Source organism: Streptomyces sp. NPDC002602 (assembly GCF_042889445.1).
In the GTDB taxonomy this organism is placed as follows: domain Bacteria; phylum Actinomycetota; class Actinomycetes; order Streptomycetales; family Streptomycetaceae; genus Streptomyces.
On the sequence record NZ_JBIAQX010000002.1, the window covers coordinates 146,374 to 166,694 of the forward strand.

The window sequence follows — 20,321 nt, forward strand, 5'->3', positions numbered from 1 at the left end:
TTCACCGGGCGCCACGGGCCTGACCAGTCCGGGGCGCTCGATCCGCCCGTGGACGGTGACGCCCCATATCATCGCTTTTCATGGGAGAGGTCCGCTTGACCAGCGCAGATACCACAACGGCAGTAAACGGAAAGAAAGAGTCCGGCGGCGATCCCGCCGGCAGGGGGGAAACAGGCAAGGGGGATTCCGCGGCCAAGGCGGAGGCCCGCAGGGGCAGCAAACCGTCACGGCGCGGCGCCGCCTTCGCGATCTGGTACCTGCGCGTCGTCACCTTCGTGAACTTCCTCAGCGCGGTGTGGCTTTCGCTGGGGCAGGACCTGCGCCGGCACAACACCGCCGACTTCTACACGCCCTACCTGCTCACGGCGGGCTTCGCCTCGGGGCTGTTCTCGCTGATCCTCGCCGTCACCATGGGCCGCCGCAAACGGGCCGCCTGGATCCTGAACCTGGTGATCAGCGGCATGCTGCTGTTCGCCTTCGCCACGGCCGCCTTCGCCCCGTGCGTCGGCGGGGACTACGACTTCTGCTACCCGGAGTTCCGCGACCACGCGCAGAACTGGGTCTCGCTCGCCTTGACCGCGGCCTTCGTCGGCGCCCTGCTGCTGGGCCGTCACGAGTTCTACGCCAAGGGCGACCGGTCCAACCCCAAGCTGGCCACCGCCGTGGCCGCCGTCGGCCTGCTGCTGACCTCGCTGGTCGCCGCCCTGCTCGTCGGCGCCACCAACACCGACCCGGACCGGGCCGACGCCACCTTCCTCGCCCGCTGGAAGTACGGCGCGATGCGGCTGATCACCCTGGAGCCGAACGACCGGGCCTACGACGGGATCGCCACGCCGGCGTGGGTGGACGTCTTCGTCAACGTCATGTCGATGCTGCTGCTCCTCGCCGTGCTGTTCGCCGCGTTCCGCTCGCGCCGCGCCGTGGACCCGCTCACCCCCGAGGACGAGGACCGGCTGCGGGCCCTGCTCGCCAAGCAGGGCGACCGCGACTCGCTCGGCTACTTCGCGCTGCGCCGCGAGAAGTCCGTCATCTGGTCCCCCACCGGCAAGGCCGCCGTCACCTACCGCGTCGTCGGCGGCGTGTCCCTGGCCTCCGGCGACCCGATCGGCGACCCCGAGGCCTGGCCCGGCGCCATCGAGCCCTGGCTGGCCGAGGCCCGCGAGCACGGCTGGGTGCCGGCCGTCATGGGCGCGAGCGAGGAGGCCGGGCAGATCTACGCCCGGCACGGCCTGGACGCGCTGGAACTGGGCGACGAGGCCATCGTCGAGACCGCCGAGTTCACCCTGGAGGGCCGCGCCATGCGGACCGTCCGACAGGCCTACAACCGGGTCAAGCGCGCCGGGTACACGGTGCGCATCCGCCGGCACTCCGACATCCCGACCGAGGAGATGGACGTACTCCTCGTCCGCGCCGACGACTGGCGCGACGGCGCGACCGAGCGCGGCTTCTCGATGGCGCTGGGCCGGTTGGGCGATCCCGACGACGGCCAGTGCGTGATGCTGGAGTGCTTCGACGGCAACGGTGAACTGCGTGCCGTGCTGTCCTTCGTGCCGTGGGGACCCAAGGGTCTGTCGCTCGACCTGATGCGCCGCGACCGGGACTCCGAGAACGGTCTGATGGAGTTCATGGTCATCGAACTCCTGGAGCGGTCAAAGGAGATCGGCGTCACACAGGTCTCACTGAACTTCGCGATGTTCCGTTCCGTCTTCGAGCGGGGATCGAAGCTCGGCGCCGGTCCGGTGCTGCGCATGTGGCGCTCGCTGCTGAGCTTCTTCTCGCGCTGGTGGCAGATCGAGTCCCTCTACCGGGCCAACGCCAAATACCGGCCGATCTGGGAACCGCGGTTCATGCTCTTCGAGAAGAGTTCGGACCTGCTGCGGATCGGCGTCGCGGCGGGCCGGGCGGAGGGCTTCCTCGAAGCTCCCGGCCTGCCGAAGTGGATGCACCGCAGACACCTGGAGACCAAGCGTTGACGAACTCCTCACTGCGGCGGTTCGCCCGCCGCGAGTGGGGGCCCCTGTTCTGGACGATCCGGGACTCGCTCGCCCGCGAGAAGTGGCGGGCGATCCCGATGACCCTCGGCGCGGTCTGTCTGACCTCGGTCTTCCAGATCGTCCAGAACACCTCTTGGGGCTTCCAGCCGGTGCAGGACCTCGGTTCGGTCAAGGCCGTCGACCCGCTCTGGCTGGCGCTGTTGCGCACGCCCCTGTCCCTGTTCGTCCCGGCGCTCGACCTGCCGGTGTGGGGGGCGCTCGCGCAGATCCTGCTGGTCTTCGGGATCTCGGAGATCTGCATCGGCTGGTGGCGCACGCTGCTGGTCGGCTACGTGGCCACCCTCGCCGGCACCACGTACGCCCGGATCGGTCTCTCCCTGGGACCCGACCACCCCTTCGGTCTGCCGGTGTCCGACCGCGTCGTCAACGACACGGGGCCGTCGGCGGCGGTCGTGGGACTCGCCATCTACGTCTGCTGGCGCTACCGCGCCCACCTCACCGGCGCCCTGGTGATCCTGGTGATGATCGGCGAGGTGCTGATCAAGGACAACCTGGCGGGCAAGGAGCACCTGGCCGCCATCGCCGCCGTCATGGTGGTGTGCGTGGTGCGCGCGAAATGGGGGCCCCGGCGCTCCCGCGCCCCGCTGGGACAACGCCCGCCGCCCGCGCCGAGCGCACCGCCGGGGGCGTGACGCCTCCGCCTCCGTCCGGCGCCTCGCGGGCAGGCCGTACCGTAACGGGGTGACGACACACCTCGGGCCCTTCGCCCCCACCCGGCAGTGGATGCGGGCCCATCCGCTCGCCACCGACGCCGTGCTGGCGCTCGGGGCGCTCGTCTCCATGGTCGTCGGATCGTTCGCCGATCCCCGCGGGCCGCACGGGCCCACCTTCGGCACCCGCACCCCCGAACCCTTCTCGCTCCTGCTGATGCTGCTGGGCGCCACGGCCCTCGTGTTCCGGCGCCGGCACACCCGCGCCGTGCTCGCCGTGACCTGCGCGCTGTCCCTGCTGGAACTGACCACCGGGGAGCCCCGGGCACCCGTCGTGATGTGCGCGGTGATCGCCCTGTACACGCTGGCCGCCCGCACCGACCGGCCCACCACCTGGCGGATCGGGCTGCTCACCATGACGGGGCTGACCGGCGTCGCCATGCTGGTGGGACCACTGCCCTGGTACGCGCAGGAGAACCTCGGGATCTTCGCCTGGACCGGCATGGCCGCCGCCGCCGGGGACGCCGTGCGCAGTCGACGCGCCTTCATCGACGCCATCCGGGAACGGGCCGAGCGCGCCGAACGGACCCGCGACGAGGAGGCCAGGCGCCGGGTGGCCGAGGAGCGGCTGCGGATCGCCCGGGACCTGCACGACGTGGTCGCCCACCACATCGCCCTGGTCAACGTGCAGGCGGGGGTGGCCGCGCACGTGATGGACAAGCGCCCCGACCAGGCCAAGGAGGCGTTGGCCCACGTACGGGACGCCAGCCGTTCGGCGTTGAACGAGCTCCGTGCCACGGTCGGGCTGCTGCGCCAGTCCGGCGACCCGGAGGCGCCGACCGAGCCCGCGCCGGGGCTGGCCGTACTGGACGAGCTGACGGACACCTTCCGGCACGCCGGACTGCCGGTCGAGGTCATCGTGCAGTTGGGGCGGGACGATTCCGCGCTGCCGGCCGCCGTGGACCTGGCCGTGTACCGGGTGATCCAGGAGGCGCTGACCAACGTGCGCAAGCACGCGGGCCCGGGAGCCAGTGCCGAGGTCAGCGTGGTCCGGGTGGGGGCCTCGGTGGAGGTGACCGTCCTCGACGACGGCGGCACCTCCGCCGACCCGGCCCCGGCACCGGCCGATCCGGGTGGCGGCCACGGGCTGCTGGGGATGCGCGAGCGGGCGGGCGCGCTGGGCGGCTCCTGCTTCGCGGGCCCCCGGTACGGCGGCGGGTACCGGGTCCACGCCGTCCTGCCGGTCTCCTGAGGGCTGTCCCGCGATCCCCGGCCGGCATCGTGCGCCGGCCGGGGATCGCGGGACGGCCCTCAGTTCCCTCCGGTTCCCTCGGGGGGTGCCGGAGCGGGGCAGACCCTGCGCCAGGCACCCAGGTCGTACTTCTTCTGGAGCGAGCTGAGCCTCGCCTCCTGCGAGCGGGCGCACCACTCGCCCACCCGACCCTCGTACTCGACGTGGAAGACGGCCTTGTCCGCGTCGGTGAACGGCGCGTACCGGTCGCACTCGTCGTGTTCCACGCACTGCTCGTTGACCGCGAAGTCGAAGTTCCCGACGAGTTGGGGGATCTGGTCCAGGTCGTTCTTCAGGCCGACCGACAGGCCCCGGTCGTGGGCGAGCCGGGCGATCAGCCGGTTGTACCTCAACTGGTCGTCGCCGGTCAGCGGGAAGCCCGAGGTGTTGGCGTAGCCGTCCATGTTGTCGGGCTCCACCGCGTCGAAGCCCTTCTCCCGGCACATGTCGACGCGTTTGGCCATCAGCGGTTCCAGCTCCTTGAGGCGCCGGATGTCCAACCAGCGTTCGCCCTTCCAGCCGTTGCCCTTGCCGAGCATCGACTTCGGGAAGTCGTCGGCGTCCGGCCGGAAGTCCTCCCAGGCCCCGGTGGAGAGGTAGCAGATCGTCTTGCGTCCGGCCTTCTTCAGGTCGGCGACCTGCTCCTTGGTCGTGGTGAACCCGTCGACGTCGTACACGGCCGCCTTCACCGAGGTGTCGAGCCTGCCCGAGAGCTGCCACTGCCAACTGACCCCCGGCGCCGGCTGCCAGCGCTGCCCCGGCGCCGGGTCGGGCGAGACGTCGTCCGGCTCCGGCACGGTGGTGCACGCGGCGAGCAGCAGCAGCGGGACGAGGACCGACAGGGACCACCGCGGCGGACGGCGGTTCACGCGGTGGCCTCCAGGGCGTACGGGAGGGTGCCCCAGGGGTGCGCGCCGGTCCCGGGGACCGCGCAGTGCACGGCGGCCCCCCGCTCCCGGGCGAGTTCGGCGGTGGGCGCGCCCGGCGGGACGGCGTACACCAGGTGGCAGAACCGTCCCGCGGGGTGGTCGGCGGTCCAGGCGGGCACGGCCGCCGCGTCCCGGTAGGCGTCCCAGGGCCCCTCGAAGGTGACCAGCAGGTCCGCGAGTTCGGCGTACCCGGGATGCGGGTGGACACCGTGGTTCAGGACGACCGTGCGGGCGCCCGCGGCCCGGGCGGCGACCCCGAGCCGACCGTAGTGGGCCAGCAGTTCGGGGTCGGCGGAGGCCTGGTCGAGGAAGGCCCCGTCGGTGTCGTACCAGTCGCGGTGGCGCAACAGGTCCTGGACGACGGCCGCGTGCGGGCGCCGCCCGTAGTCGGTGTCGGCGTAGCCCAGGACGGGCACCCCGGCTTCGCGCAGCCGTGCGGCGACGGCGGCGAACCGTTCGTCGGGGGCGTCGCCCGGACCGCTGTCGGGGTTGAGCACCACCGAGTGCAGACGGCCCGCGGAGCGGATCAGCAGCTCCCAGGCCTCGGGCCGGTCGGCGGGGTGCTCGTAGAGGGGCACCAGCAGCATGTGGTCCTTCTTCATGTCCGTCGGGTACGGGGGCACGTGCGTCAGCGGTGGGCCGTGGCCCGACCCAGGAACAGGCAGACCATGGCGGCCAGGGCGGCGGCCGCCGTGCCCGCCACGACGAGTTGGACCAGCCGCGGCTGCCCGGTCCCGAGGAGCAGGGCCAGGCTCTGGGCGACGGCGGCCGAGGCGCAGACCACCGCGGCGGGGCGGACCGCGCCGAACGACTGGAGCAGCAGCCCGGTCCACATCACGGCGCCGAGCAGCAGCAGCGTCGCGACGCGCAGGCCGGTCGGCGCGGGGGCTCCGGGCCACAGCAGGGTCCCGACGACGCCCAGGGCGAGCAGCACCACCAGGTAGACGGCGAGGCACCGGGTCAGCGTGCCGAGCATCCGGCGGCGGAACGCCCGGGGCGAGCGGGCGGCCCGCAGCCCGGCGAGGCTGCCGCTGCGGAACCGGTGGAGCAGCCATTCGGCAGGACCCATGCTGAGGGTGAGGGCCACCGCGGAGGGCGCGGCGACGGCCTCGGCGGGACCTCCGGCCAGCACCTCGCCGAGGGCGGCGTACAGCACGAGCAGGCCGGTGCCGAGGCCGAACACCCCGTAGGGCACGGAGTCCCCGAGCCGGGGTCCGCGCGGCCGGTACTCCTCCTCGGCCCCGCGCAGCATCCGCCAGCGCACCGGGCCCTCCCCCGGGCCTCGCCGGGACCAGCCCCGGACACGGCGCACGGCGGTCCGCACCCCCTCGGCCAGCGGGAGTTCCCGGATGGCGAGGGCGCAGGCGGCCAGCAGCGACACCACGAGCAGGGTGACGCGCACGGGTACGGGCAGGTCCACGAAGAGGGACAGCACCGCGCCCGCGGCCATCGGCGCGAGCGCGGCGATCAGCATCCGCTCCCGGCCGAGGACCAACAGGACGGTGGCTGCGCCGACGTACAGGGCCTGTCCGGCGGCGAACGCGTACGAGAACGGCGGCCCGCCGGGCACCGCCAGCGCGGCGGCGGTGCCCAGCAGCGCCCCGGCGGGGGCCCCGGCGAGCAGGGTCCGCCCGGCGGCGGCCCGATCGCCGAGGCCGAGCCAGGAGTAGGCCCGGTGGGACAGGGTCTGGTCCCAGACCCACCCGATCAGTGCCCCGGCGAGCAGGGTCAGCGTCCCGGCGGGCAGCCCCAGCCGGTCCCGGGGGCCCTCCAGCAGGGGTGCGCCGAGCAGGTAGGCCAGGCCGGGCAGGGCGAAGATCACACCGCGGAGCAGGCAGGCGGTGAGCGAGACCTTCCAGGGGTCGGGTGCGCCCTCGGGCTCCGGGAAGGAGCGGGGCACCCGGGTGTACAGCTCCTCGGCGAGCGCGAAGGAGTCGTGGCGGCCGTAGGTGAGCCGGATGTACTCGTCGGTCATCCCGTCGGATTCGAGGATGGCCGCTATCTCGTCGGGGTGGACGGCGGCGGCGATGAACACGTCGAGCCGCTCGGCGAGTTCGTCCATCGGGTCGGCGGCCGGGGGGACCGTCCGCCGGGGTCGCGGGACGGCGGGCAGCGTGTTGCCGCCCGGGACCTTCAGCCAGAGGGAACCGCTCACCACAGGCTCCCGTCGGCGGCGAGCTCCTTGTACCAGGGGTCCGCGAGCCGCTGGGTCCAGTCGTCGCCCGGGTGGACGGGCAGCAGGGGCTGGCCGGCGAGTTCCCGGTAGATGTGCCGGAAGCCGTCGACGGACTGGTGGAGGGTGAACTTCTCGACCACCCGCCTGCGCGACATCCGGCCGAGTTCGGCGCGCCGTTCGTCGTCGCGGAGCAGGGCGAGAGTGGCGCGGGCCATGGTCTCCGGCTCGCGGGGCGGAACGACGAGACCGGTGTCCCCGACGGCCTCGCGCACGCCTCCCACGTCGGTGGAGACCGTGGTGCGACCGCAGGACATGGCCTCGATGATGCTGAAGGGGAAGCCCTCGCTGATGGAGGAGAGCATCACGACGCTGCCGGCGGCGTAGGCCTTCGCGACCTGGTCGATCCGGCCCTCGTAGGTGATGCCGTCGCCGACGCCGAGTTCGGCGGCCAGCTTCTCCAGGCGGAGCTTGTAGTCCTCGCAGCCCGCCGGGACCGGCCCGAAGAGGCGCAGCCGCAGGGCGGGCAGTTCCTCGCGCATGAACGCGTAGGCTCGGATGAGGGTTTCGAGGTCCTTGATCGGGTCGATGCGGCCGCACCAGCTGAGGGTGGGGACCTCGGGTTCGGGGCCCGCCTCGGGGAAGGCGTGCGGGTCGACGCCGTTGTAGACGGTGCGGATCCGGTCGGAGGCGGCGCCTCCGCGCTCCTCCCAGCGACGGTTGTACTGGTTGCAGGGGGTGATCAGGTCGGCCTGCCGGTAGCCCTCGGTGTTGAGCTCGCGGTAGAAGCCGAGCATCAACGCCTTGACGGGCCAGCGCTGTTCCGCGGTGCGGTAGCCCAGGTAGCGCTCGCGCAGGTAGATGCCGTGCTCGGTGAGGAGGAACGGCACCTGGTCGAGGTATTTGGCGGCGAGGGCCGGAAGGGTGGCGAGGCCGCTGCTGACGGCGTGGGCGACGCTGTCGGGCGGGATCCGCACGGACAGCGGGCGCAGCGCGTGTTCCAGCAGGTCGGTGGCGGTGAGCGCGTCGTGGATGGTGGGCGCTGCCTCGGCGGTGACCAGGCCGGGGCGGGTCCAGACGGTCATCAGCAGGCGCAGTACGGACTCGGAGCGCAGGGCCGGCGCGAGTTTGCCGGCGCGGGCCAGCAGGGCCAGTTCGCGCAGGGATCGCGAGAATCCGCCGTGCCGCGGGTCGAGCAGGGAGAGCAGGAACGTCTCGTACGTCTCGGTGAAACCTCGCAGGGCCCTGCCGCGCAGTGTCGACCGCAGTCGCCGGGCCGTCGGAGGGCCCCAGAGCGGTACGGCCGTGTGCCGGTAGACGTTGCGCGGCAGTTCCCAGGTGACCGGCTCGCGTCCGGAGCCGGTCAGGGCTATGACGTTGAAGTCGACCTCCGGCATGCCGCGGACCAGTTGGTCGCACCAGGTGCTGACGCCCCCGTGGACGTGTGGATAGGTGCCTTCGGTGAGCATGGTGACATGACGCCCATGGCTCATGCGGTGTGTCCCCCCAGGACGGAAAAGGGGCCGGCGCCCGTGGTTCGCAGAGCGCCGGCGCTGGGTGATGCGTGTACGCGTGCGGTGGAACGGCCGGCCCGACGGAGGCCGGGGGGAGGTCAGAGCAGCTTCAGCGTGACCGCGGACTGGAGCAGCTCCGGGCCCGTCCAGGCCGAGCGGGTGCCGGCGTACGCGGTGCCGAAGTCGGCGGTGCCGAGCACCAGCTGCTTCTTGGTCCCGTTGGGCGCGGTGATCGGGGCGACCACTCCGGAGGGCGCCTTGACGGTGACGTCCTTGCCGATGCGGTAGGCGGTGACCTGGTTGTTCGCGATGGCCTTGTCCCAGGCCGCGCGACGGGTCAGCTCGACGCCGGTGTCCTTCATGGTCTGGTTCACGATGGGCGCGCTGGGCGCGTACAGGGTGCGGTAGGTGTCGAGGACCTGGTTGAGCACCGGGTACAGGGTGCGGTCCTCGGCCAGGTTGGACTGGTGGACGTAGTGCGGCCGGGGGTCGTTGGCCAGCACGTGGCGCAGGGCGGTCCGGGCCTCCTGCGGGACGATGTAGTTCGTGTAGCCGGTGTTGACGTCGAGCGGGGCCGGCAGACAGGTGGAGGTCGCCGGGTTGTCCTCGCAGGCGCCGCTGCCGCCGTCGGCACGACTGGTGTAGATCCAGTTGTACTCGTCGGCCATCTCCGCGTTGGTGCCCGTGTTGTAGTACACGTTCATCGGGTGGCGCGGGACGGTCAGGGCGGCGCCGACCGCGCGCTGCGCCGGCTCGCGGGAGTTGTCGCTGCCCGCCCACTTGACCCCGTTGTCGGCGAGCGCGCCCGCCAGGTTGGGGTTGTCCACGGGCTGCTGCGGGGCCGTCTTGAGGCCGGAGTGCTCGCCGGTGACGAGCTCGGTGCGGTCGGTGGTGATGCCCTTGGCGGCCGCCCAGTTGTTGTTGTCGCGGATCTGCGCCGAGATCTCGGCGCGGCTCATGTACTGGATCACGCCCTGGGCGTTCTTCTTGCAGGTCCAGGGGGAGGTGGTGGTGTCCTGCACACAGCCGAGGAACGGGTGCGTGTAGGTGTGGTTCATCCAGCGGTACTTGGCCCGGTCCGCCACCAGTTGGGCGGTCATGGCGTCGACGCCGCCGTGTTCGGCCTTCCACTCCTCGCCCGCGCCCGCGTTGAAGAGCATGTCGAGCTTGAAGTTCTTGGAGGTCTGCCACTGCGCCGCGTACTGGGCGTCGGCGGCGGTCATCCGGATGGTGCTCTCCTGACCCTCGCCGCCCGCGCAGGCGTAGTCGCCGGGCGTGCAGTTCAGCTCCTTGCTCCAGCGGGCGTCCGGGGCGAAGACGTCGTCGACGTGGACCGCGAAGTAGTTGCGCTCCTGGCCGAGGTGGACGCCCTGGGTGAGCCATTCGACGATGCCCCGGGCCAGCAGCCGGAACTGCTGCTGGTACTGGTTGTAGCCGAAGGTGACGACCAGTTCGCTGCGCCCGTCGTGGGCGTACTCGCCGACGAGCGAGGCACGGCCGGAGCCTACGGGCGCGTCGAGGTAGCTGGTGTAGCCGGTGCGCGGCTTGCCCATGAACCCGTAGCTCTCGGGTACCAGGGGCGAGTTGTCCTCGAAGGTGACCTGACCGCCGAGGTAGCCGAAGGGGCCCGTCTTGCCGGCGGCGGTGACGGCGGCCTGGGTGCCGTCGAGCGTGCCGCTGTAGCCGCCGTTGTCGGTGTACTCCAGTCCGACGCCCGGGTGCGACCAGGTGTAGGCGTCGACCTGGCGGATCCCGTACGTCGTCTCGTACGCGGCGAGCGCCGTCATCTCGGCCGAACCCGCGCCGAAGGGGTTCTCGTTGGGCAGGACCACGCCCTGGAACTTGGCGCGCGGACGGCCGTCGACCGTGTCGCTGAGGTAGGCGGCGTTGATCACCGGGCGGCTGCCGCTGCTCAGGTCGACGCGGGTGTACGGAACCCCGGTGTCGCGGAGTTCGGCGGTGATCGCCTCGACCGAGCTGCCGCCGTCGTCGACGACCAGCACCCTGAGGTCGATGCGCGGTGTCACGACGACCGCCTCGGCGGACGCCGCGGGTACTGCCACGGACATCAGGGTCGCGGCGGCCATCGCCGCGGCAACCCTGTTCATCCGGTTCTTGTTGACCATTTCGGCCTTCCCCCCGCAGGCCTCCCGACGACTTGGGCCGCATGGCGTTCGGCCGCGCCGGGGAGGCTCTGTGGAAATCGTGCAAAGGGACCCCGCGTCCCCTTGCGAGAGCGGCATCACTCTCTCGGACCCCGCCAGGTCTCAAGGGCAAACCTGGAACAGAGGCCACAGATGGGTGAACCTGCCGGCGTCCTGATCGAACAACTTGCCAAACCTTCGAGTGACGTACGGACGAGTGCGTCGGCGTAGGCTCGTTTCCGGCGGCCGTCGAGCCGGAATACGATCGCTGCGGAGCGGCCGGCGACCCTGACGCGACCGCAGCGCCCACCTACACAAACGGAAGCGAGACTTCACCACCGTGACTGCTCTGACTCTCAGCACTGCCGGCGCCGCGACGTTGCGCGCCGACGCCCTCGTGGTCGGCGTGGCGAAGGGCGCCAAGGGCCCCGTGGTCGCCGCAGGCGCCGAGGCCGTGGACAAGGCGTTCGGCGGAAAGCTCGCCACCGTGCTTGACGCGCTCGGCGCCTCTGGCGCGGAAGGCGAGATCACCAAGCTGCCCGCGCCCGCCGGCCTCAAGGTCCCGGTCGTGCTGGCGGTCGGTCTGGGCTCCGTACCGGAGCAGGACGAGTCCTACGACGAGGAGGCGCTGCGCCGCGCCGCCGGATCCGCCGCCCGCGCCCTGCACGGCGTGAAGAAGGCCGCCTTCGCGCTTCCCCTCGACGACGCCTCCGCCGTCACGGCGGTCGCCGAGGGCGCGCTGCTCGGCGCGTACGCCTTCACCGTCTACCAGGGCGGCGAGAAGAAGGCCGCCAAGGGCGAGGGCCCCAAGCAGCCCCTCGCCGAGATCGCCCTGCTCGGCGCCAAGCCGCGCGACAAGGAGCACAAGGCCGCGGCCGAGCGCGCCGTCGTCGTCGCGACCGAGGTCAACATCGCGCGTGACCTGGTCAACACCCCGCCGAACGACCTCACCCCCGAGGCCTTCGCCGCCGTCGCGTCCGCGGCCGCGAAGGAGAACGGCATCAAGGTCCAGGTGCTGGACGAGAAGGCCCTCGTCAAGGGTGGCTTCGGCGGCATCATGGGCGTCGGCAAGGGCTCCGAGAACCCGCCCCGCCTGGTGAAGCTCAGCTACACCCACTCCAAGGCGGCGAAGACCCTCGCCTTCGTCGGCAAGGGCATCACCTACGACTCGGGCGGCATCTCCCTGAAGCCGGCCGGCCACAACGAGACGATGAAGTGCGACATGGCCGGCGCCGCCGCCGTGTTCGCCGCCGTCGTCGCGGCCGCCAAGCTGGGCCTCCAGGTCAACGTCACCGGCTGGCTCGCGCTCGCCGAGAACATGCCGTCCGGCTCCGCCACCAAGCCCGGCGACGTGCTGCGCATGTACAGCGGCAAGACCGTCGAGGTCCTCAACACCGACGCCGAGGGCCGTCTGGTCCTGGGCGACGCGCTGACCAAGGCCTCCGAGGAGAACCCGGACGCGATCGTCGACGTCGCCACCCTGACCGGCGCCATGGTGCTGGCCCTGGGTGACCGGACCTTCGGCGTGATGGCCAACGACGACGCCTTCCGCACCTCGATCCACGAGATCGCCGAGGAGGTCGGCGAGGCCTCCTGGCCGATGCCGCTCCCCGCGGACCTGCGCAAGACCATGGACTCCCCCACCGCCGACATCGCCAACATGGGTGTCCGCATGGGTGGCGGCCTGGTGGCCGGCCTCTTCCTCCAGGAGTTCGTCGGCGAGGGCATCACCTGGGCCCACCTCGACATCGCGGGTCCCGCCTTCCACGAGGGCGCCCCGTACGGCTACACCCCCAAGGGCGGCACCGGCTCGGCCGTGCGCACCCTGGTGCGGCTGGCCGAGCGCACCGCCACGGGCGATCTGGGCTGAGAACGACCGGCGATCCGTCTCGCCGGGAGGGACGCGAACGCGCCCCGGGACCCCGTCGGGGTCCCGGGGCGCGTTCGCCCTGGACGAAACCTCGAGGATCAGTAGGTTTCTACGCAGCGGTAACCCCCGGTTCGGGCGGAACGACCGTCCAGAGCCGGGGCCCGGCGTCCCGCGTTCCCCCGACAAATGCGAAGATGGGTTCTCGGCAGGACAGGGCCCCCACCACAGGGCCGAAGAAACAAGCGGCCGATTACCAGCCGCCGCCCCGGTCACAGAGGACCGGTGCCCGGCGCACATGCATGGAGGACGTGACGTGGCGAACGACGCCAGCACCGTTTTCGACCTAGTGATCCTCGGCGGTGGCAGTGGCGGTTACGCCGCGGCGCTGCGCGCATCCCAGCTGGGTCTCGACGTTGCGCTGATCGAGAAGAACAAGCTCGGCGGCACCTGCCTGCACAACGGCTGCATCCCCACGAAGGCACTGCTGCACGCCGGTGAGATCGCGGACCAGGCGCGCGAAGCCGCCCAGTTCGGTGTCAAGGCCTCCTTCGAGGGCATCGACATCGCGGGTGTGCACAAGTACAAGGACGACGTCATCTCGGGCCTGTACAAGGGTCTCCAGGGTCTCGTCGCCTCGCGCAAGGTGACCTACATCGAGGGTGAGGGCCGCCTCTCCTCGCCGACCTCCGTCGACGTCGACGGCCGCACCATCCAGGGCCGCCACGTCCTGCTGGCGACCGGCTCCGTGCCGAAGTCGCTGCCGGGCCTGGACATCGACGGAAACCGCATCATCTCCTCGGACCACGCGCTCGTCCTGGACCGCGTGCCCGAGTCCGCGATCATCCTGGGCGGCGGCGTCATCGGCGTCGAGTTCGCCTCGGCGTGGAAGTCCTTCGGCACCGACGTCACCGTCATCGAGGGCCTCAAGCACCTCGTGCCGGTCGAGGACGAGAACAGCTCCAAGCTTCTTGAGCGCGCGTTCCGCAAGCGCGGCATCAAGTTCAACCTCGGCACCTTCTTCGAGAAGGCCGAGTACACCGAGAACGGTGTCCGCGTCACCCTCGCCGACGGCAAGACCTTCGAGGCGGAGGTGCTGCTGGTCGCGATCGGCCGCGGCCCGGTCTCGCAGGGTCTGGGTTACGAGGAGCAGGGCGTCGCGATGGACCGCGGCTACGTCCTGGTCGACGAGTACATGCAGACCAACGTGCCGAGCATCTCGGCCGTCGGTGACCTCGTCCCGACCCTGCAGCTCGCACACGTCGGCTTCGCCGAGGGCATCCTCGTCGCCGAGCGTCTGGCCGGCCTCAAGGCCGTCCCGATCGACTACGACGGTGTGCCGCGCGTCACGTACTGCCACCCCGAGGTCGCCTCCGTCGGCATCACCGAGGCCAAGGCCAAGGAGATCTACGGGGCGGACAAGGTCGTGGCCCTGAAGTACAACCTGGCGGGCAACGGCAAGAGCAAGATCCTCAAGACCGCGGGCGAGATCAAGCTCGTCCAGGTCAAGGATGGTGCCGTGGTCGGCGTCCACATGGTCGGTGACCGGATGGGCGAGCAGGTCGGCGAAGCCCAGTTGATCTACAACTGGGAAGCTCTGCCGGCCGAGGTCGCGCAGCTCATCCACGCGCACCCGACCCAGAACGAAGCGCTCGGCGAGGCCCACCTGGCCCTTGCCGGCAAGCCGCTTCACTCCCACGACTAATCGTCACGGGCGCGACGACCACTTCCGCACTTTCGTTAGGAGCAACTGAAACCATGTCGGTTTCCGTAACCCTTCCGGCGCTCGGTGAGAGCGTCACCGAGGGCACTGTCACCCGTTGGCTGAAGGCCGAGGGCGAGCGCGTCGAGGCCGACGAGCCGTTGCTCGAGGTATCGACCGACAAGGTCGACACCGAGATCCCGTCGCCCGTCTCCGGCATCCTGGCCTCCATCAAGGTCGCCGAGGACGAGACCGTCGAGGTCGGCGCCGAGCTGGCCGTCATCGACGACGGCTCGGGCGCCCCGGCCCCGGCCGAGGCCGAGACGGTCGCCGCCGAGGCACCCGCCGAGGCACCCGCCGAGGCTCCGGCCGCCGAGGCGGCCCCGGCTGCCGAGGCTCCCGCCGCCGAGGCACCTGCCGCCGAGGCACCCGCCGCCGCGCCTGCCGCGTCCGGCACGGACGTCACCCTCCCCGCCCTGGGCGAGAGCGTCACCGAGGGCACCGTCACCCGCTGGCTGAAGCAGGTCGGCGAGTCGGTCGAGGCCGACGAGCCGCTGCTGGAGGTCTCGACCGACAAGGTCGACACCGAGATCCCCGCCCCGGTCGCCGGCACCCTGCTGGAGATCCTGGTCGGCGAGGACGAGACCGCCGAGGTCGGCGCTCGCCTGGCCGTCATCGGTGTCGCCGGCGCGGCTCCCGCGGCCGCTCCGGCCGAGGCCGCCCCGGCTCCGGCCGAGGCCGCCGCTCCCGCCGCCGCCCCGGCTCCGGTGGAGGCTGCCCCCGCGGCCGCCGCCCCGGCTCCGGTCCAGGCCGCCCCCGCGGCTGCCGCTCCGGCTCCCGTGGCGGCTCCGGCCGCCGCGCCGGCGCAGGCCGCTCCGGCCGCACAGGCTCCGGCCGCCGCGGCTCCCGTGGCCCCGGCCGCTCCCGCCGCCCCGGCCTCGGCCGGTGACGAGGGCGCGTACGTGACCCCGCTGGTGCGCAAGCTCGCCTCGGAGTCCGGCGTCGACCTGTCCTCGGTCTCGGGCTCCGGTGTCGGTGGCCGTATCCGCAAGCAGGACGTCCTGGCCGCCGCCGAGGCCGCCAAGGCCGCCGCCGCCGCTCCGGCGCCGGCCGCCGCCGCTGCCGCTCCGGCCGCCAAGGCTCCGGCCGCGGTGTCCGAGCTGCGTGGCCAGACCGTCAAGATGACCCGCATGCGCAAGGTCATCGGCGACAACATGATGAAGGCCCTGCACTCGCAGGCGCAGCTCAGCTCCGTGGTCGAGGTGGACATCACCAAGATCATGAAGCTGCGCGAGAAGGCCAAGGGCGCGTTCCTGGCCCGTGAGGGCGTCAAGCTCTCGCCGATGCCGTTCTTCGTCAAGGCCGCGGCCCAGGCGCTGAAGGCCCACGCGGTCGTCAACGCCCGGATCAACGAGGACGAGGGCACCATCACCTACTTCGACTCGGAGAACATCGGCATCGCCGTGGACTCCGAGAAGGGCCTGATGACCCCGGTCATCAAGGGTGCCGGTGACCTCAACCTGGCGGGCATCTCCAAGGCGACCGCCGACCTGGCCGCCAAGGTCCGCGGCAACAAGATCACGCCGGACGAGCTGTCGGGCGCGACCTTCACCATCAGCAACACCGGTTCGCGCGGCGCCCTGTTCGACACGGTCATCGTGCCGCCGAACCAGGTCGCCATCCTGGGCATCGGTGCCACGGTCAAGCGCCCGGTGGTCATCGAGACCGCCGAGGGCACGAACATCGGCATCCGCGACATGACGTACCTGACCCTGTCCTACGACCACCGCCTGGTGGACGGCGCGGACGCGGCCCGGTACCTCTCGGCCGTCAAGGCCATCCTGGAAGCCGGCGAGTTCGAGGTCGAGCTCGGCCTGTAGGGCTCACGCCCCGCGGCATCCGCTCGATACGGCGCCCCCGTCCGGAACCACTCCGGGCGGGGGCGCCGTCGTCGTGCCCGGGTGTCCACGACGAGGTGTCCGGCCGTATCCGGCGAGCCCGGCCGGCACGGGGCTTGTGACCGAGCCCGGCCGGCACGGGGGCTTGTCACCGAGCCCCGCCGGCACGGGGCTTGTAACCAGCCTCACCCCCGTTCCCCGGGCACCAACGCGTACCGGCGGGCCGACACCGCCGTATTGTCTACGCATCAGAGCCCTGCGTGCCCCTCAGGAGATGAAGCGCCGATGATCACCCCACCCGTCGTGCACTCGCTGCGCGAGCAGATCCGCGAGCACATCGTGGAGGGGATCGTCAGCGGCCGCTGGAAGCCCGGCGAGCGGATCGTGGAGCGCCGGATCGCCGTCGAGCTGGAGGTCAGCCAGACGCCCGTACGGGAGGCGCTGCGGGAGCTGGAGACGTTGCGGCTGATCGAGTCCGCGCCGAACAAGGGCGTCCGCGTACGGAACCTCTCCGCGGCCGACCTGGAGGAGATCTACCCGGTCCGGGCCGGTCTGGAGCAGATCGCCGCCGAGCTGGCCGCGCCCCGGCTGGCGGCCGACTGCACGGCGCTGGAGCCGCACGTGGCGGCCCTGTGGGAGGCGGACCGCACCGAGGACGGGACGGCGCAGGTGCGGCACACGGTCGGGTTCCACCGCGAGATGGTGCGGGCGGCCGGGAACAGCGTGCTGCTGCACACCTGGGAGAGCCTGGGCATCGAGGTGTTCACGGCGCTGTCCATTCGCTGGCTCGGCACCGTGCAGAAGTCGTACGCGGAGGAGCACGAGGCACTCGTGGCGGCGTTCCGCGGGCAGGATCCGGACATCGGGCTGCTCGTGAAGCGGCATGTCCTGGGCTGCGCGCCGCGCGCCTGACGGACCTCCCCGCGCCAGGCCGGCAAGACCCCCTGAAACCCCCCTCCGACCAGGGGTTTCGAGCAGCTCTCCAGGGAGCCGCCGGCGCGTCGACCTGTACTGGCTCCACGTACTGGTCCCACGACGCGAACCACCGGCACCGGGTGCCTTGAGCCATGGCACCCGGTGCCGACTTTCGCCCGTTGGACATTTAATTGTCACTTTTATTTGATCGATCATCGATCAGCGCTTTACAGTCAACGCGGACCCCACCCGGGTCCATCGACCCTGTCCTGCCCGTCAGGGATTTTCTTCACCACCTCTCCTTTGTCCGGAAGGCGGCGCACACCGATGTCCGACCCCGTAGGAAAGCTTCCGAGCGAGCTCGACCAGCTCCCGGACCGCGACACCGAGGAGACCGCCGAATGGGCGGCCTCCCTCGACGCCGTCGCCAAGGCCGCCGGTACGCGCCGCGCCGAGTACCTGCTCCGTCGTACCCTCCAGCACGCCGAGGCCGCCGGTCTGGCGCTGCCGAAGCTCCTTGAGACGGACTACGTCAACACCATCCCCACCGCCGCGGAGCCCGAGTTCCCCGGCGACGAGGCGATGGAAGCCAGGATCACCGCGTGGAACCGCTGGAACGCGGCCGCCATGGTGACCCGCGGCTCCAAGTACGGCGTCGGCGGCCACATCGCCACCTTCGCGTCGGCGGCCTGGCTCTACGAGACCGGCTTCCAGCACTTCTTCCGCGGGAAGGAGGCCGACGGATCGGGCGACCAGCTCTACATCCAGGGCCACGCCTCCCCCGGCATCTACGCGCGCGCCTTCCTCGACGGCCGCGTCTCCGAGCAGCAGCTCGACAACTTCCGCCAGGAGTCCGGCGGCAACGGCCTGCCGTCCTACCCGCACCCGCGGCGCCTGCCGTGGCTGTGGGAGTTCCCGACGGTGTCCATGGGCCTCGGCCCGCTGTCCGCGATCTACCAGGCGCGGTTCAACCGCTACCTGCACAACCGCGGCATCAAGGACACCGCGAACTCGCACGTCTGGGCCTTCCTGGGCGACGGCGAGATGGACGAGCCCGAGTCGACCGCCGCCCTGGCCCTCGCCTCCCGCGAGCAGCTCGACAACCTGACCTTCGTCATCAACTGCAACCTGCAGCGTCTCGACGGTCCGGTCCGCGCCAACTTCCGCGTGGTCCAGGAGCTGGAGGCCCAGTTCCGCGGCGCCGGCTGGAACGTCATCAAGTCCCTGTGGGGCTCCGCCTGGGACGAGCTGTTCCAGCTCGACACCACGGGCGCCCTCGTGCGCCGCCTGCGCGAGGTGCCGGACGCGCAGTTCCAGACGTACGCGACCCGCGACGCGGCCTACATCCGCGAGCACTTCTTCGGCGCCAACGCCGAACTCGTGCAGCTCGCGGCCGTGCTGTCCGACGCGAAGATCGCCGAGTGCTTCCACACCTCCCGCGGCGGCCACGAGCCCCGCAAGGTGTACGCCGCGTACAAGGCCGCCCTGGAGCACAAGGGCGCGCCGACGGTCATCCTCGCGCAGACCGTCAAGGGCTACACGCTGGGCGCCGGGTTCGAGTCGAAGAACGCGAACCACCAGATGAAGAAGCTCACGATCGACGAGTTCAAGAGCATGCGCGACAAGCTCGACCTCCCGATCCCGGACAGCGCCTTCGTCGACGGCCAGGTCCCCTACGGCCACCCGGGCGCGGACAGCCCCGAGGTGCGGTACCTCAACGAGCGCCGCGCGGCCCTCGGCGGGCCGGCCCCGGCCCGCAAGGTCAAGCCCGTGGCCCTGCCGGCCCCGGCGGACCGCTCCTTCGCCCCGCTGCTCAAGGGCTCCGGCAAGCAGGAGATGGCCACCACCATGGCCTTCGTCCGGCTCGTCAAGGACCTGATGCGGGACAAGGAGACCGGCAAGCGCTGGGTGCCGATCGTCCCCGACGAGGCCCGCACCTTCGGCATGGAGTCCCTCTTCCCGTCGGCCGGCATCTACTCGCCGCTGGGCCAGACGTACGAGCCGGTCGACCGCGACCAGCTCATGTACTACAAGGAAGCCAAGGACGGCCAGATCCTCAACGAGGGGATCACCGAGGCCGGCGCCATGGCCGACTTCATCGCCGCCTGCACGTCGTACGCGACGCACGGCGAGCCGATGATCCCGTTCTACATCTTCTACTCGATGTTCGGCTGGCAGCGCACCGCCGACCAGATGTGGCAGCTCGCCGACCAGCTCGGCAAGGGCTTCATCGTCGGCGCCACCGCCGGTCGCACCACGCTGACCGGTGAGGGCCTCCAGCACGCCGACGGCCACTCGCACCTGATCGCGTCCACGAACCCGGCGTCGCTCAACTACGACCCGGCCTTCGCGTACGAGATCGCGGTGATCGTCAAGGACGGTCTGCGCCGCATGTACGGCGAGAAGCCGGAAGACGTCTTCTACTACCTGACGGTCTACAACGAGCCGAAGGTCCAGCCCGCCATCCCGGAGGGCGTCGAGGAAGGCATCCTCAAGGGCCTGTACCGCTTCAACACGGCGGCCGACCTGGCCGAGGCGGCCCCGGCCGCCGACGCCCCGAAGGTCCAGCTCATGGCCTCCGGCACGGCGATCCACTGGGCCCTGGACGCCCAGAAGCTGCTCGCCGCCGACTGGAACGTGGCCGCCGACGTCTGGTCCGCCACCTCCTGGGGCGAGCTGCGCCGCGACGCGCTGGAGTGCGACGAGGCGCTGCTGCGCGGCGAGGTGCGCACCCCGTACGTCACCCGCGCGCTGGAGGGCGTCACGAGCCCGGTGCTGGCCGTGTCCGACTGGATGCGTCAGGTCCCGGACCAGATCAGCCAGTGGGTGGAGCAGGACTACACCTCGCTCGGCACGGACGGCTTCGGCCTCTCCGACACCCGCGAGGGCGCCCGCCGGCACTTCGGTGTCGACGCCCAGTCCATCGTGGTGGCCGCGCTGGCCCAGCTCGCCCGCCGCGGCGAGGTGCCGGCGTCCGCCATCAAGGAGGCCCGCGAGCGCTACGGCCTGTAGGGCCCGGGCGCCCGTCGCGCCGAGTCCGACGCGCCGACGCAACGCGCCGACGTAACGCGCCGACGTAACGCGCCACCGTACGGCAGAAGGCCGGTGTCCGCCCCGCCAATGGGGATCGGACACCGGCCTTTGGCCGTATGAGCGGTGGCGGCACGGGGGTGGACCCGTGATG

At 71.5% G+C, this 20,321-nt stretch carries 13 protein-coding genes; 8 read left to right on the forward strand and 5 right to left on the reverse strand.

Features of this window, described 5'->3' with window-relative positions:
* Window positions 1-80 precede the first annotated feature (80 nt).
* The 3 genes from ACFYW3_RS06060 (at window position 81) to ACFYW3_RS06070 (ending at window position 3,956) form a co-directional block, all read left to right on the forward strand.
* The gene (locus ACFYW3_RS06060; protein ID WP_351750129.1) at window positions 81-1,973 is read left to right on the forward strand and encodes a phosphatidylglycerol lysyltransferase domain-containing protein; all 1,893 of its coding nucleotides are present in this window, start codon (window positions 81-83) and stop codon (window positions 1,971-1,973) included.
* The gene (locus ACFYW3_RS06065; RefSeq protein ID WP_351750130.1) at window positions 1,970-2,686 is read left to right on the forward strand and encodes a hypothetical protein; all 717 of its coding nucleotides are present in this window, start codon (window positions 1,970-1,972) and stop codon (window positions 2,684-2,686) included. Before ACFYW3_RS06060 ends, ACFYW3_RS06065 begins: the two co-directional genes overlap by 4 nt.
* A gap of 91 nt (window positions 2,687-2,777) precedes the next feature.
* The gene (locus tag ACFYW3_RS06070; protein WP_389385967.1) at window positions 2,778-3,956 is read left to right on the forward strand and encodes a sensor histidine kinase; all 1,179 of its coding nucleotides are present in this window, start codon (window positions 2,778-2,780) and stop codon (window positions 3,954-3,956) included.
* Between the two features lie 59 nt (window positions 3,957-4,015).
* Here the strand turns inward: ACFYW3_RS06070 and ACFYW3_RS06075 are convergent, their stop codons facing one another.
* From ACFYW3_RS06075 to ACFYW3_RS06095, 5 genes are all read right to left on the reverse strand, one after another.
* Window positions 4,016-4,864: an endo alpha-1,4 polygalactosaminidase gene (locus ACFYW3_RS06075; protein ID WP_351750131.1), complete on the reverse strand. Its 849-nt coding sequence runs from the start codon at window positions 4,862-4,864 to the stop codon at window positions 4,016-4,018.
* A complete protein-coding gene (locus ACFYW3_RS06080) occupies window positions 4,861-5,526 on the reverse strand; it encodes a spherulation-specific family 4 protein (RefSeq protein ID WP_351750132.1) in 666 nt (221 codons plus the stop codon). Before ACFYW3_RS06080 ends, ACFYW3_RS06075 begins: the two co-directional genes overlap by 4 nt.
* Window positions 5,527-5,552: 26 nt before the next feature.
* Complete coding sequence (locus tag ACFYW3_RS06085; protein WP_389385671.1) at window positions 5,553-7,079, reverse strand: hypothetical protein; 1,527 nt, start codon at window positions 7,077-7,079, stop codon at window positions 5,553-5,555.
* Entirely contained in the window at window positions 7,076-8,590 is a 1,515-nt protein-coding gene (gene pelF, locus ACFYW3_RS06090) for a GT4 family glycosyltransferase PelF (RefSeq protein ID WP_351750134.1), read from the reverse strand. Before pelF ends, ACFYW3_RS06085 begins: the two co-directional genes overlap by 4 nt.
* Before the next feature lie 119 nt (window positions 8,591-8,709).
* Entirely contained in the window at window positions 8,710-10,719 is a 2,010-nt protein-coding gene (locus tag ACFYW3_RS06095) for a hypothetical protein (protein ID WP_389385672.1), read from the reverse strand.
* 376 nt (window positions 10,720-11,095) lie between these two features.
* Between ACFYW3_RS06095 and ACFYW3_RS06100 the strand changes: the two genes are divergently transcribed.
* The 5 genes from ACFYW3_RS06100 (at window position 11,096) to aceE (ending at window position 20,149) form a co-directional block, all read left to right on the forward strand.
* A complete protein-coding gene (locus ACFYW3_RS06100; protein WP_351750136.1) occupies window positions 11,096-12,625 on the forward strand; it encodes a leucyl aminopeptidase in 1,530 nt (509 codons plus the stop codon).
* A gap of 313 nt (window positions 12,626-12,938) precedes the next feature.
* On the forward strand, window positions 12,939-14,327 hold the full coding sequence (gene lpdA / locus ACFYW3_RS06105; protein WP_053676093.1) for a dihydrolipoyl dehydrogenase: 1,389 nt from the start codon (window positions 12,939-12,941) through the stop codon (window positions 14,325-14,327).
* Between the two features lie 53 nt (window positions 14,328-14,380).
* Window positions 14,381-16,204: a 2-oxoglutarate dehydrogenase, E2 component, dihydrolipoamide succinyltransferase gene (gene sucB, locus ACFYW3_RS06110; protein ID WP_389385673.1), complete on the forward strand. Its 1,824-nt coding sequence runs from the start codon at window positions 14,381-14,383 to the stop codon at window positions 16,202-16,204.
* Window positions 16,205-16,510: 306 nt separating this feature from the next.
* Window positions 16,511-17,134, forward strand: coding sequence for a GntR family transcriptional regulator (locus tag ACFYW3_RS06115; protein WP_053676140.1), 624 nt, complete (start codon window positions 16,511-16,513; stop codon window positions 17,132-17,134).
* Window positions 17,135-17,464: 330 nt separating this feature from the next.
* Window positions 17,465-20,149 (forward strand): pyruvate dehydrogenase (acetyl-transferring), homodimeric type, encoded by a 2,685-nt coding sequence (gene aceE / locus ACFYW3_RS06120; RefSeq protein WP_351750138.1) that lies wholly within the window; start codon window positions 17,465-17,467, stop codon window positions 20,147-20,149.
* Window positions 20,150-20,321: the final 172 nt, after the last annotated feature.

Bases quoted from the DNA above. Each gene is read 5' to 3' on its own strand.
- ACFYW3_RS06060 (WP_351750129.1), top strand. From the start codon at position 81: ATGGGAGAGGTCCGCTTGACCAGCGCAGATACCACAACGGCAGTAAAC.
- ACFYW3_RS06070 (WP_389385967.1), top strand. From the start codon at position 2,778: ATGCGGGCCCATCCGCTCGCCACCGACGCCGTGCTGGCGCTCGGGGCG.
- ACFYW3_RS06080 (WP_351750132.1), bottom strand. From the start codon at position 5,526: ATGAAGAAGGACCACATGCTGCTGGTGCCCCTCTACGAGCACCCCGCC.
- pelF (WP_351750134.1), bottom strand. From the start codon at position 8,590: ATGAGCCATGGGCGTCATGTCACCATGCTCACCGAAGGCACCTATCCA.
- ACFYW3_RS06095 (WP_389385672.1), bottom strand. From the start codon at position 10,719: ATGAACAGGGTTGCCGCGGCGATGGCCGCCGCGACCCTGATGTCCGTG.
- sucB (WP_389385673.1), top strand. From the start codon at position 14,381: ATGTCGGTTTCCGTAACCCTTCCGGCGCTCGGTGAGAGCGTCACCGAG.
- aceE (WP_351750138.1), top strand. From the start codon at position 17,465: ATGTCCGACCCCGTAGGAAAGCTTCCGAGCGAGCTCGACCAGCTCCCG.